The 13,376-nt window shown below is 35.2% G+C and carries 9 protein-coding genes; 8 read left to right on the forward strand and 1 reads right to left on the reverse strand.

Annotated elements, in window-relative coordinates; translation table 11 throughout:
- The first annotated feature begins 29 nt into the window (after positions 1 to 29).
- From ACFFGL_RS14095 to ACFFGL_RS14115, 5 genes are all read left to right on the forward strand, one after another.
- Entirely contained in the window at positions 30 to 1,751 is a 1,722-nt protein-coding gene (locus ACFFGL_RS14095; RefSeq protein ID WP_309727690.1) for a phospho-sugar mutase, read from the forward strand.
- 5 nt (positions 1,752 to 1,756) lie between these two features.
- On the forward strand, positions 1,757 to 3,583 hold the full coding sequence (locus tag ACFFGL_RS14100; RefSeq protein ID WP_309727691.1) for an ABC transporter ATP-binding protein: 1,827 nt from the start codon (positions 1,757 to 1,759) through the stop codon (positions 3,581 to 3,583).
- Between the two features lie 66 nt (positions 3,584 to 3,649).
- The gene (locus tag ACFFGL_RS14105) at positions 3,650 to 4,213 is read left to right on the forward strand and encodes an RNA polymerase sigma factor (protein ID WP_309727692.1); all 564 of its coding nucleotides are present in this window, start codon (positions 3,650 to 3,652) and stop codon (positions 4,211 to 4,213) included.
- Positions 4,214 to 4,288: 75 nt separating this feature from the next.
- A complete protein-coding gene (locus ACFFGL_RS14110; RefSeq protein WP_309727693.1) occupies positions 4,289 to 4,795 on the forward strand; it encodes a hypothetical protein in 507 nt (168 codons plus the stop codon).
- Between the two features lie 2 nt (positions 4,796 to 4,797).
- Positions 4,798 to 5,226 carry a hypothetical protein gene (locus ACFFGL_RS14115; protein WP_309727694.1) on the forward strand — a complete coding sequence of 143 codons (429 nt, stop codon included), beginning with the start codon at positions 4,798 to 4,800 and terminating at the stop codon, positions 5,224 to 5,226.
- Here the strand turns inward: ACFFGL_RS14115 and ACFFGL_RS14120 are convergent.
- Positions 5,223 to 6,293: a WD40/YVTN/BNR-like repeat-containing protein gene (locus tag ACFFGL_RS14120; RefSeq protein WP_309727695.1), complete on the reverse strand. Its 1,071-nt coding sequence runs from the start codon at positions 6,291 to 6,293 to the stop codon at positions 5,223 to 5,225. The genes ACFFGL_RS14115 and ACFFGL_RS14120 overlap by 4 nt on opposite strands.
- A gap of 76 nt (positions 6,294 to 6,369) precedes the next feature.
- On the opposite strand from ACFFGL_RS14120, the gene ACFFGL_RS14125 reads away from it, so the two are divergent.
- The 3 genes from ACFFGL_RS14125 to purL all read left to right on the forward strand — a co-directional run bounded on the left by ACFFGL_RS14125 (position 6,370) and on the right by purL (position 13,341).
- On the forward strand, positions 6,370 to 7,581 hold the full coding sequence (locus ACFFGL_RS14125; RefSeq protein WP_309727696.1) for an RsmB/NOP family class I SAM-dependent RNA methyltransferase: 1,212 nt from the start codon (positions 6,370 to 6,372) through the stop codon (positions 7,579 to 7,581).
- A 2-nt stretch (positions 7,582 to 7,583) separates the two neighbouring features.
- Positions 7,584 to 9,470, forward strand: coding sequence for an endonuclease (locus tag ACFFGL_RS14130; RefSeq protein ID WP_309727697.1), 1,887 nt, complete (start codon positions 7,584 to 7,586; stop codon positions 9,468 to 9,470).
- A gap of 211 nt (positions 9,471 to 9,681) precedes the next feature.
- Positions 9,682 to 13,341: a phosphoribosylformylglycinamidine synthase gene (purL, locus tag ACFFGL_RS14135; protein ID WP_309727698.1), complete on the forward strand. Its 3,660-nt coding sequence runs from the start codon at positions 9,682 to 9,684 to the stop codon at positions 13,339 to 13,341.
- The last annotated feature ends 35 nt before the right edge of the window (positions 13,342 to 13,376 follow it).

Raw genomic sequence — 13,376 nt, forward strand, 5'->3', positions numbered from 1 at the left:
TTTGTATTTTATTTTTTGAAAAACTCAACATGGAAGATATTTTAGTGAAAGCGAAACACTGGCTTTCTGATGTATTCGACAGCAATACCCAACAGGAAGTTCAAGCGTTAATTGAAAATGATGTAAACGAACTTCAAGATAGTTTTTATAAAAATTTAGCTTTCGGAACTGGTGGAATGCGTGGTATTATGGGCGTCGGGACCAACCGAATAAATAAATACACACTTGGAAAAAACACGCAGGGAATTTCAAATTATTTAAAAAAAGTTTTTCCTACTGAAGATTTAAAAGTAGCAATCGCTTACGATTGCAGACATAATAGTAAAGAATTAGCACAAATCGTTGCCAATGTTTTTTCGGCTAACGGAATTCAGGTTTATCTTTTTAGTGAATTACGCCCAACACCAGAACTTTCTTTTACCGTAAAAGAATTAAATTGCCAATGCGGAATTGTACTTACCGCAAGTCACAATCCACCGGAATATAACGGGTACAAAGTTTATTGGAAAGATGGCGGACAATTAGTTCCACCACAAGATGCTGAAATTATTCAGGAAATAAACGCCTTAGAATATCACCAAATTAATTTTGAAGCAAATACAGATTTAATTCATTTTATCGATGAAGAAATCGACCAAAAATTTATTGAAGCGTCCTTAAAAAACGGAACATTTAACACTTCCGCGGAAGCGAGAAAAAATTTAAAAATCGTTTTTACATCACTTCACGGAACTTCCATTACATTAATTCCGAAGGTTCTAGAAAAAGCAGGATATAAAAATGTTCACGTAGTTGAAAAACAAGCGGAACCAAACGGAGATTTCCCAACGGTAAAATCTCCGAATCCCGAAGAACCGGAAGCATTAAAAATTGCGTTAGAAATTGCTGAAAAAGAAAATGCAGATATCGTAATTGGCACCGATCCGGACTGCGATCGTTTAGGTATTGCTGTTCGCGATACGAATAATAATATGGTTTTACTCAACGGAAATCAAACCATGGTTTTAATGACCGATTTTCTACTGAAAAACTATCAAAAAGAAAAAGGTTTTAAAGGAAATGAATTTATCGCTTCTACTATTGTTTCTACTCCAATGATGGAAAAATTGGCAGAACATTACCAAGTGGAATGCAAATTAGGCTTAACCGGTTTTAAATGGATTGCCAAAATGATTAAAGATTTTCCGGAGCAACATTTCATTGGTGGCGGCGAAGAAAGTTTCGGGTTTATGGTTGGCGATTTTGTTCGTGATAAAGACGCGGTTACCGCTACCCTACTCGCTTGTGAAATTGCCTCGCAAGCCAAAGAAAAAAATAGCACGCTTTTAAAAGAGCTTTACGGTTTATATGAAAAACACGGCTACTATCAAGAAAAATTAATTTCAATTGTTAAAAAAGGAATTACGGGCGCCGAAGAAATTAATAAAATGATGATTAATCTTCGTGAAAATCCGCCACAACTTTTTAATGATGTAAAAGTAATTCGAATTGAAGATTATCATACTTCTAAAGCAAATGACGTTCTTTTAAATACACAAAGTGATCTTGCTATTCCAAAATCGAATGTATTAATTTTTTATTTGGAAGATGGCACCAAAATAGCGGCGAGACCAAGCGGAACCGAACCGAAAATTAAATTTTATATCAGCACAAGAAGCGATTTAATCGATCAAAAAGACCATAAAAAAATAAAACAACAACTGGAAGCCAAAATCGATTCGGTACTTTCCTATTTAGACTTTAAAGAATAATGTAAATGAAATACATTAAAAAAATATATCCTTTTGTACTTCCTTATAAGAGGTACGCGTTTTTAAACATTTTTGCAAATATATTTTACGCGTTATTCAGTACGCTTTCTATGATTGCGCTTATCCCGATGCTAAAAGTAATGTTTGGTAAAGCCAAACCGCTAACTGAAGTGCCGGAATATAAAGGCTTAATGCATTTGGGAGATTTTTTTAATAGTTATTCTAATTATTACATTACGACTACTTCCGCAGAAAAAGGACAAGTTTTTACATTAAGTATTTTAATTGCAATCATTATTAGTTTATTTCTTTTAAAAAACCTTTTTAATTATATGGGGCTTTATTTTATCGCTTTTTTAAGAAATGGGGTTTTAAAAGATATTCGCGATAAATTATACCAAAAAATTATAGAGCTTCCAATTGCTTTTTATTCAGAAAAACGAAAAGGAGATATTATTGCGAGAATGACTTCTGATGTTCAAGAAGTTCAGAATTCATTTTTAGCTATTTTAGAATTAATTGTAAAAGAACCTTTAACCATCATTTTTACAATTGGAGGAATGGTTTTAATCAGTCCTAAATTAACACTTTTTGTTTTCGTTTTCATACCCATTTCAGGTTACATTATTTCTTTAATCGGTAAAAAATTAAAAAAACAATCTGATAGAGTCCAACGCGAAAACGGCTACATTCTCTCTACCTTAGAAGAAACACTTTCGGGCTTAAAAATAATTAAGGCTTTTAATGCTGAAGGAAGGTTCAGCGGTGTTTTTCAGCAATCTACGAAAAGACATGCCGATTTTTCTAACGAATTAATGCACCGAAAAAACTTAGCCTCTCCCGTAAGTGAATTTTTAGGAATTACTGTAATTGCGGTATTACTTTGGTATGGAGGCAGAATGGTACTTTTAGAAGGTTCTTTAGACGGAACTTCTTTTATTACATTTATGGGCTTGGCTTATCAAATTCTCACACCGGCAAAAGCTATTAGCAAAGCTTCTTACGGAGTTAAAAAAGGAAATGCCGCAGCAGAACGTGTAGTAAGCGTTTTAGAAACCGAAAATTCGATTCGTGATAAGGAAAATGCTATTGTAAAAGAAACTTTTGAAAAAGGAGTTTCTATTAAAAATCTCTCCTTTCAATATGAAGATTATGATGTGCTTAAAAACTTTAATATTGAAGTTCCTAAAGGAAAAACAATTGCATTAGTGGGGCAATCAGGAAGTGGTAAATCTACTATTGCTAATTTAGTCACTCGATTTTATGATATTGAACGTGGTGAAATTTTAATTGATGGAATAAATATTAAAGACATCAGTAAAAAAAGTTTAAGAAATTTAATGGGTATGGTTACTCAAGATGCCATATTATTTAACGATACCATAAAAAATAATATCTTAATCGGGAAAGAAAATGCATCTGATGATGAAATAATTGAAGCTTTAAAAATCGCTAATGCGTGGGAATTCGTTTCAGATTTACCGCTAGGAATAGAAACCAATGTTGGCGACAGCGGAAATAAACTTAGTGGCGGACAAAAACAGCGACTTTCCATTGCGCGCGCTGTATTAAAAAATCCGCCGATTATGATTTTAGATGAAGCGACTTCTGCTTTAGATACCGAAAGTGAAAAATTAGTACAAAAAGCGCTGGAAAATATGATGAAAAATAGAACTTCTATTGTAATTGCACACCGACTTTCTACCATTCAAAATGCAGATAATATCATTGTAATGCAGCGTGGTGAAATTGTGGAACAAGGCAAACACCACGAATTGTTAGCAAAACAAGGAATGTATAAAAACCTTGTAGAAATGCAATCGCTTGAATAAATTACCTTAGCGCGTTTAAATCTCACTTATCAAATAAATTATACGTGTAGAAATCACTATTCAAAAATGTTAACCAAAGAAGAAAAGCGTATTGTAAAAGAGCTTCAGGAGAATAAAAATCCTGATCGCGCTTTTAACGAGTTGGTTAATCTCTACAAAGAGCGATTATATTGGCATATTCGGAATATGGTAAAAAATCATGAAGATGCTAACGATCTGCTTCAAAATACATTTATAAAAGTTTTTCGGTATATTCATAATTTTAAGGGAGAAAGTAAACTTTTTAGTTGGATGTACAGAATTGCTACCAATGAAAGCATCACTTTTCTAAATAAAAAAGCAAAAAAGCTAAAACTTACCAATCAAGAATTACAAGAATTTTTGGTGAATAATATTGAAAGTGATCCTTATTTCGACGGTGATCGCATTCAGTTCTTATTACAAAAAGCAATCGCTACGCTTCCGGATAAACAACAACAAGTTTTTAATATGAAATATTTTCAGGAATTAAAATACAAAGAAATTGCTGAAATTCTTGACGTTAGCGAAGGTGCTTTAAAATCGAATTATCATCACGCGGTAAAAAAAGTGGAAAAATTTCTAAAAGAAAATCAAACCTTTAACGATTAAAAATGTCAAATAAGTAAAATAGCTCAACCTAAATTTAAGAATAAAAATAATAGCTAAATCTCGATTATCGAGTTTATGAAAAAGAAGAAAATTCATATAAACAAAAAATCTGGCTTTAAAACGCCCGATAACTATTTTGATAATTTCAGCGTAAAACTTCCAAATTCAGCAGAAGAAAATGTACGTTCGAAAGTAAAAAATAGCGGATTTTCTACGCCTAAAAATTACTTTAATGATTTTACGGTAACTTTACCTCATTCTTCCCAAGGAAAAGGAAAAGTTATTCATTTATTCAAAAAAGAGAATATTTTAAAATTTGTTGCCGCGGCGGCAATTCTAGTTTTTATTTTCAATATCGTGAATTTTTCTTCACCTGAAATTACTACTGAAGAATCGTTAGATCAAGTAAGTATAGAAAATTATATCGATAATAACGAAATAGATTTCGACTCGCAAGAATTGTATTTCTCTTTCGATAATAATTCAGAAAATATACAACAAGAATTAGAGCATTTAGACCGAAGCGCGATTCTAGAATACCTAACTGAAAACACAGAAGTGACCTCACTTTTAAACGATTAACAATGAAAAGAATAATCTGCTTATTTCTTCTACTATGGACGTTTATTGGTTTTGCCCAAGACCATAGCGATGAGAAAATTAAAAGCCTAAAAACCGCTTATATTACAGAAACCTTAGAATTATCATCTAAAGAAGCCGAAAAATTTTGGCCTATTTACAATGAATTTGAAAGAAAAACAGATTCTTTATATGAAGAAAAATGGTGTAATGTAAAAAACGGATTAGAAATTATAGATACACTAGATGAAGAAACTTCAGAAGAATTATTACAAGAATATTTAAGCATGAAATCGGAAAGTGTAACGCTTAAAAAGGAATTTGTAAACCGTTTAAAAACAGTAATTTCTTCCACCAAAATTTTAAAACTAAAAAAAGCCGAGCACGATTTCCACAAAATTTTATTAGAAAAATACGGCGAAAAGAAAGATTAATTTTTTAATCCGTTTTCAATAAAAGTTAATTTTGAAATTCCGCCTTTTCCCGCTGCATAAGCCGTAAATTCATTAATAAAATGAATGGTGTAAAAAGAAGCATTATTTAATTTTTTCCACGTGTTACCTTTATCATTTGAATAAGAAATTCCGGTAAAACCAACCGCCACAATTTCATCTCCTCCACTATTCGGTACAAATTTTACACAACTTTTATAACCCGGATATTCATTTTCTGCAAGCAATTCCCAGGTTTTTCCACCATTTAAAGTTATCGCTTTATTTTTTGAATTATTTTCAGGTGCGGTATAATCGCCCCCATAAATAATTCCGGTTTTTTCATCGTAAAAATCAATTGAATAACCGCCTGTAGAAGGTTTTCCAGCGACTAACGGACTTTCTTGAACCTTCCAAGTTTTGCCTTTATCTTTAGAAAAATAAACTCTGGAAACGCTTCCGCCGGAAATCACCCAAACGTTATCACCTACAATCGCGATATTCGAATTACTCGCCGCAAAAGCAGCTTCACCATCTATAGCTTCTGGTAAAATATCACAAGAAATTTTCTTCCAATGTTCACCACCATCGCGTGTAATTATAATAGATAAACACCCATTTGTAGGATCTCCAATGGCAATTCCTTCATCTTTATTCCAAAAAGCCATCGAGTCGTAAAAAACCTTTTCACATTTTTCTTCATAAACCAATTTGCGCTTCCCAAAATAATTCACTTTATAGAGCAAAGCCGGATTGGCGACACTTAATACAAAATCGGCTTCTTCAGTACTTGCCAACGATCTAAATTCAGGATATAATTGGTTCTTCTGAATTTTCCCTAAATACGCCAACGAATGATCGGCAGTATTTAAATAGCCGAATTTTCCCGAATCGGCTGCAAAAAAAATATGATCTGGTGTCACCTTTAAAGCTCGAATACTCGCCTCGTTTTTAAAAACAGGCTCAATTTTAACGCCAACAAATTCGTGATTTATTGTTTCATTTTTTGCCACGTTCACGCACGACAGTGATAAAAAAGAAAAAATAAGAAGAAAGTAGACTTTATTCATGAATTAGAATTTACTCCAAATATAATATTATTCCGCTACTAAATTGCTTAACTTCGCAAGCTAAAATTTTTAAAGAATGCGCTTGCATAGAAATTTAGTTTTTGCAACAATCGATACCTTAATGGCAATATTTAATGACAATAAGTATGCCGATAAAGAAATTGCAAAAGCACTTAAAAGAGATAAACGTTGGGGCTCGAGAGATCGTAGTTTTATAGCTGAAACTACGTATGATATTGTGCGCTGGAAACGATTATATGCTGAAATTGCTGAAGTAAAAGAACCGTTTTCAAGACCGAATACGTTTCGTCTTTTCGCGGTTTGGGCAACCCTTCGCGGAATTCAACTTCCTGACTGGAAACAAATTGAAGATACGCCAACACGAAGAATAAAAGGGAGATTCGACGAACTTTCGCAAATTAGAAAATTTAGAGAATCTATTCCCGATTGGTTAGACGAGTTAGGGGTAAAAGAATTAGGAGAAGAAATTTGGACGAAAGAAATTTCAGCCTTAAATCAACAAGCACCGGTAGTTTTACGAACAAACACCTTGCAAACCGATAAACAAAAACTTCGTAGAATTTTAGCTGAAGAGAATATCGAAGCCACTTCAGTAAAGGGTTATGATGATGCGCTAGAACTGGTAGAACGAGCAAACGTTTTTAGCACTAAGGCATTTAAAGACGGAATGTTTGAAGTTCAAGATGCTTCTTCTCAATTGGTTGCAGACTTTTTAGATGTTAAACCGGGAATGCGCGTGGTTGATACGTGTGCGGGTGCTGGCGGAAAATCTTTACAGTTAGCCGCAATAATGGAAAATAAGGGTCAAATTATCGCTTTAGATATTTATGACAATAAATTAAAAGAATTAAAACGGAGGGCAAAACGTGCCGGCGCGCATAATATTGAAACACGTCCTATCGATTCTACCAAAGTTATTAAAAAACTATATAATTCTGCAGACCGCGTTTTAATAGACGCTCCTTGTAGCGGATTGGGCGTTTTAAGCCGGAATCCTGATGCAAAATGGAAACTACAGCCCGAATTTTTAGATAAAATAAGAAAAACACAAGAAGAAATTCTGCAACAATATTCAAGAATAGTAAAAGAAAACGGAAAATTAGTTTATGCTACTTGTTCCATTTTACCTTCGGAAAATCAAGAGCAAGTAAAAAAGTTTTTAAACAGTGAAAACGGAAAAAATTTCCGCCTCGTAGAAGAAAAAAGTGTCTTTTCGCACACTTCTGGTTACGACGGATTTTATATGGCATTATTAGAAAAAAAATAAAGATGATTAAAAAAGTTTTATTCCTTTTAAGTGTAAGTTTTACAATTTTTTCACAAGCGCAAGCTCCGGCGGGCTATTACAGTTCAGCGCAAGGCTTATCGGGTTACGCGTTAAAAAGTGAACTCAGTACAATTATTACAAACGGTCATAATGCGCAAAGTTATGGCGACTTATGGACGGTTTATTATACCTCAGATATCGATGATTATTACGAACAAGACGGAACAATTTTAGATATCTATTCTGAAGATCCTAGCGGAAACGACCCTTATAATTTTACAGTTGGAAATGACCAGTGTTCAGGAAGTAACGGTGGCGAAGGTTATTGTTATAACCGCGAGCATTCTTTTCCGAAAAGTTGGTTTAACGATGCTTCACCAATGGTAACCGATATGCATCATATTTTTCCTACCGATGCAAAAGTAAATGGAGAACGAGGTAATTTTCCTTATGGGGAAGTTAGTAATCCAAGTTTTACTTCTCAAAATGGAACCAAAAAAGGAAATAATTCTTACAATCATCCTTCTGCATATAACGGAACGGTTTTCGAACCCATAGATGAGTTTAAAGGTGACCTTGCGCGAGTTTATTTTTATATGGCAACACGCTATGAAAGTCAAATCGCAGGTTGGGAAAATTCTAATGCGGGAAGCGATGCTACCTTAAATGGAACTTCAAACCAAGTTTTTGAAGATTGGATGCTAGCGATGTTACTGGAATGGCATTATGCAGATCCTGTTTCAGAAAAAGAAGAAGATAGAAATGACGCGGCATATCTATTTCAAGGAAATAGAAACCCGTATGTTGACAATGAGGCTTGGGTAACCACCATTTGGGATGCAAACCCTGATACGCAAGCGCCATCGGCTCCAACAAACTTAGTAGCGACATCTATTACCACAAATTCTTTAGAATTAAGTTGGAACGCTTCTACCGATAACGTTGCTGTGCTAAATTATCAAATAGAGCAAGATGGAAATTTAATCGAAACAAACAATGCTACGCAAACTACGGTTAACAATTTAACACCAAATACGAATTACAGTTTTCAGGTTTTTGCAGTTGACCCGTCGGGAAATATTTCTTCCGGGAGCAACACGCTAAATGTAACTACCCTTTCTACGGAAAATATTTTAATTGATGAAGATTTTAACGATTGTAACACTATTCAATTTACAGCCGTATCAGAATTAAGCGACAGCGATTGGGAATGTTTAACGCAATACGGTGAAAATAATTCGGGAGCTTACCAAATGAATTCTTATTCGCAAGGGCAACAAAACCCGAGTATCGATTGGTTAATTACTACAAACGCCATCAATTTCGATGATTACAAAGATGAAATATTAAGTTTTTATACCGTCGCGACTTATGGAAATTCAGCTTTAGAATTACGCTATTCTACTGATTATGACGGCGGAAATAGTCCTTCTAATTTCACGTGGACTTCGGTTCCCAATGTTACTATTCCGCTTCACTCAAATGGTGGCTCTAATCAAGAAGTTTATGAATTTTCGAATATTGACATTAGTTCGATTTCAGGAGAAGTTTATATTGCTTTTAAATATGACACTTCCAATGGTGAACAAGCTACGCGCTGGACGGTAGACAGTTTTAAGATTTTTGGAGAAGAATCACTTTCAGTTGGAAACAATGAATTAAATTCTTTTTCTATTTTTCCAAACCCGGCAACTACAGAAATTAATATTCAAGTAGAAAACACGCCGAATTTTTCCTACAGAATTTATAATCTAACCGGAAAAATAATTCAGGAAAACAACAATAAAAATACTGAAAAAATTTCCGTAGCTGATCTTTCTAGTGGTTTGTATTTATTACAACTAACATCCAATGGAAAAACAGCCACTAAAAAACTGATTATTCAATAATAATTCAAGAAATCACCTAGCGCGGGCAAACCCATGAGCTATTTAAGGATAACGCCTTAACATTTCGAAGCGCGTCTGGGTAAATTAAACCCTTTGGCGGTGCCCAAAAAATCATTTAAAAAAGCGACAGAATTGTCGCTTTTTTTTATATGGATTATTAACTAGAAAACGGTAAATTTGCGCTTTCTAAATAACATCAAACAACCCAACTATGATTCTCTTCTTCGGAAATCCTTCTAAAACAGTTTACACCGTACAAACTCACCAAGAATTATCTACTGAATCGATTGAAAAATTACAATGGCTATTTGGTCATCGTAAACAAATTCAGGGAAAAACCCTAACAGGAGACTTTGTAGGTCCACGTGCGGCGATGATTACGCCTTGGAGTACCAACGCTGTAGAAATTACCCAAAATATGGGAATTGAAGGAATCATTAGAATTGAAGAATTTTACGGAGTAGCTGCCGACTTTTCAGATTTTGACCCTATGCTTTCGCAGAAATATCACGAAATTCATCAAGCTGTTTTTGATATTCATATTGAACCGGAAAGCATTAAAGAAATTGAAGATATCACGGCTTATAATCAACAAGAAGGCTTAGCGTTAAACGAAGAGGAAGTAAAGTATTTAGAAGAGTTAGCAGAAAAATTAGGCAGAAAATTGACCGATTCCGAAGTTTTTGGTTTCTCACAAGTCAACTCAGAACATTGTCGTCACAAAATTTTCAATGGGACGTTCGTAATCGACGGAGAAGAAAAACCGAGTTCCTTATTTAAACTCATCAGAAAAACTTCCGAAGAAAACCCGAATGAAATTGTTTCCGCTTATAAAGATAATGTTGCCTTTATAAACGGGCCAACGGTGGAACAATTTGCGCCAAAACGTGCCGATATTCCAGAATATTATCAAAATAAAAATTTCGACTCGGTAATTTCGCTTAAAGCGGAAACCCATAATTTCCCAACCACCGTAGAGCCGTTCAATGGTGCTGCAACAGGAAGTGGCGGAGAAATTCGCGACAGACTTGCCGGCGGAAAAGGATCTTTACCCCTTGCCGGAACCGCGGTTTATATGACCTCTTACAGCCGTTTAGAAGAACGTCCGTGGGAAAAAGCGATGAAAGAACGCAAATGGTTGTACCAAACTCCAATGGATATCTTGATAAAAGCTTCTAACGGAGCTTCAGATTTTGGTAATAAATTCGGTCAGCCATTAATTTCAGGTTCCGTATTAACGTTTGAACACGAAGAGGAAAGCCGCGCTTTAGGCTATGATAAAGTAATTATGCTTGCCGGGGGAATTGGTTACGGAAAAAAAGATCAAGCTTTAAAAGATATTCCTAAAAAAGATGACCAAGTCGTTATTTTAGGAGGCGAAAATTATAGAATCGGGATGGGCGGTGCCGCGGTTTCTTCAGCAGATACTGGAGAATTCAGTAGCGGGATTGAGTTAAACGCCATTCAACGTTCTAACCCGGAAATGCAAAAACGAGCTGCCAACGCTATTCGCGGAATGGTAGAAGCCGATGAAAACCCAATTATTTCTATTCACGATCACGGTGCCGGCGGACATTTAAATTGCTTAAGCGAACTGGTTGAAGAAACCGGCGGAAAAATTGACCTTGATAAACTACCGGTTGGCGATCCTACACTTTCTGCTAAAGAAATAATCGGGAACGAATCGCAAGAGCGCATGGGCTTAGTGATCGGTAAAGATCACATAGAAACCTTAAAAAAGGTTGCAGACAGAGAACGCTCGCCCATGTATGAAGTTGGTGAGGTTACCGGCGATCATCAATTTACGTTTGAAGGAAGTAAAAGCAAACAAAAACCAATGGATTTGGCACTAGCCGATATGTTTGGAAGTTCGCCAAAAACCATTATGAATGATAAAACGGTTCAGCGTAATTATGCTGAATTAATCTACGATACTACTAAAATTTACGAGTACGTAACTCAATTGTTACAATTAGAAGCTGTAGCCTGTAAAGACTGGTTAACCAACAAAGTAGACCGTTGTGTTTCGGGTAGAGTTGCCAAACAACAAACTGCTGGTCCGCTTCAACTTCCTTTAAACAATGTTGGCGTAATGGCCTTAGATTATAAAGGAAAAGAAGGCGTGGCAACTTCTATTGGCCACTCGCCTATTTCAGCTTTAATTGATCCTGTTGCTGGTTCTAAAAATTCGGTTGCAGAGTCGTTAACCAATCTAATTTGGGCTCCTTTACAAAAAGGTTTACAATCGGTTTCACTTTCCGCAAACTGGATGTGGCCTTGTAATAATGAAGGGGAAGATGCGCGTTTATATGAAGCGGTAAAAGGCTTATCTGATTTTGCGGTGAACTTAGGCATTAATGTTCCTACCGGAAAAGATTCGCTTTCAATGAAGCAGAAATATCCTGATAAAGAAGTGATTGCGCCGGGAACTGTAATTGTTTCGGCTGCCGGAAATTGTAACGAAATCACAAAAGTAGTGGAACCGGTTTTACAAAAAAACGGCGGTAATATTTATTACCTCAATTTATCACAAGATTCGTTTAAATTAGGCGGTTCTTCCTTTGCGCAAATTTTAAATAAAATTGGTACCGAGGTTCCAACGATTAAAAATGATGAAAAATTTGCTTCAACATTTAATACGGTTCAGCAACTTATTAAAGAGTATCTAATTTTAGCGGGACACGATGTAGCTTCCGGAGGATTAATCACGACGCTTTTAGAAATGTGTTTTGCCGATACGAATTTAGGAGCCGATTTAGATCTGACGAGTTTAGGAGAAAAGGATTCAGCTAAAGTGTTATTCAATGAAAATAGCGGAATTGTGTTTCAGGCAAAAAATGATTCGGTTGAAAAAATATTAGCCGAAAATAACATTGAATTTTTCCAGATCGGAAACGTAAATAATGACGGAAAACTAAACCTAAAAAATCACGAGGATACTTTTGAATTTGATATTCCGACTTATCGTGATGCTTGGTATAAAACTTCGTTTTTATTAGATCAAAAACAAAGCGGAAAAGAGAAAGCAAAAGAGCGTTTTACAAATTATAAAAAGCAACCGCTTCAATTTAATTTCCCTAAAAATTTCACCGGAAAACTTCCGAAAATCAATGAGAATCAACCAAAAATAAAAGCGGCAATTATTCGTGAAAAAGGATCAAATTCTGAACGCGAAATGGCGCGCGCTATGCATTTAGCCGGTTTTGATGTAAAAGATGTTCATATGACCGATTTAATTAGCGGTCGCGAAACCTTAGAAGATATTCAGTTTATTGCAGCTGTAGGTGGGTTCTCAAATTCAGATGTTCTCGGAAGCGCTAAAGGTTGGGCAGGCGCATTTTTATATAATGAAAAAGCGAACAACGCGTTAAAGAAATTCTTTGAACGCGAAGACACACTTTCCTTAGGAGTTTGCAATGGTTGTCAACTTTTTATCGAATTAGGTCTTATAAATCCAGATCATGCTGAAAAGCCAAAAATGTTGCATAACGATTCGCATAAATTCGAATGTAACTTTACTTCGGTTGAAATTCAAGAAAATAATTCGGTAATGCTTTCTAGTTTAGCCGGAAGCAAATTAGGAATTTGGGCTGCGCACGGCGAAGGAAAATTTAGTTTCCCGTATGCGGAAGAAAAATACAATATTGTCGGAAAATACGGTTATGAGAATTATCCGGCTAACCCGAATGGCTCCGATTTTAATACCGCGATCTTAACCGATGATTCCGGAAGACATTTAGTAATGATGCCCCACTTAGAGCGTTCAACATTTACGTGGAATTGGGCAAATTATCCAAGCGATAGAAACGATGAAGTTTCCCCTTGGCTAGACGCGTTTGTAAATGCTAAAAAATGGATTGAGAAACATTAATTTTTTCAAAATAGCATCTTGTAAATCTCAAAGAG

The sequence above is a fragment of the Mesonia maritima genome, from assembly GCF_042433895.1.
Lineage (GTDB): Bacteria > Bacteroidota > Bacteroidia > Flavobacteriales > Flavobacteriaceae > Mesonia > Mesonia maritima.

Bases quoted from the DNA above. Each gene is read 5' to 3' on its own strand.
- ACFFGL_RS14095 (WP_309727690.1), top strand. From the start codon at position 30: ATGGAAGATATTTTAGTGAAAGCGAAACACTGGCTTTCTGATGTATTC.
- ACFFGL_RS14100 (WP_309727691.1), top strand. From the start codon at position 1,757: ATGAAATACATTAAAAAAATATATCCTTTTGTACTTCCTTATAAGAGG.
- ACFFGL_RS14105 (WP_309727692.1), top strand. From the start codon at position 3,650: ATGTTAACCAAAGAAGAAAAGCGTATTGTAAAAGAGCTTCAGGAGAAT.
- ACFFGL_RS14110 (WP_309727693.1), top strand. From the start codon at position 4,289: ATGAAAAAGAAGAAAATTCATATAAACAAAAAATCTGGCTTTAAAACG.
- ACFFGL_RS14115 (WP_309727694.1), top strand. From the start codon at position 4,798: ATGAAAAGAATAATCTGCTTATTTCTTCTACTATGGACGTTTATTGGT.
- ACFFGL_RS14120 (WP_309727695.1), bottom strand. From the start codon at position 6,293: ATGAATAAAGTCTACTTTCTTCTTATTTTTTCTTTTTTATCACTGTCG.
- ACFFGL_RS14125 (WP_309727696.1), top strand. From the start codon at position 6,370: ATGCGCTTGCATAGAAATTTAGTTTTTGCAACAATCGATACCTTAATG.
- ACFFGL_RS14130 (WP_309727697.1), top strand. From the start codon at position 7,584: ATGATTAAAAAAGTTTTATTCCTTTTAAGTGTAAGTTTTACAATTTTT.
- purL (WP_309727698.1), top strand. From the start codon at position 9,682: ATGATTCTCTTCTTCGGAAATCCTTCTAAAACAGTTTACACCGTACAA.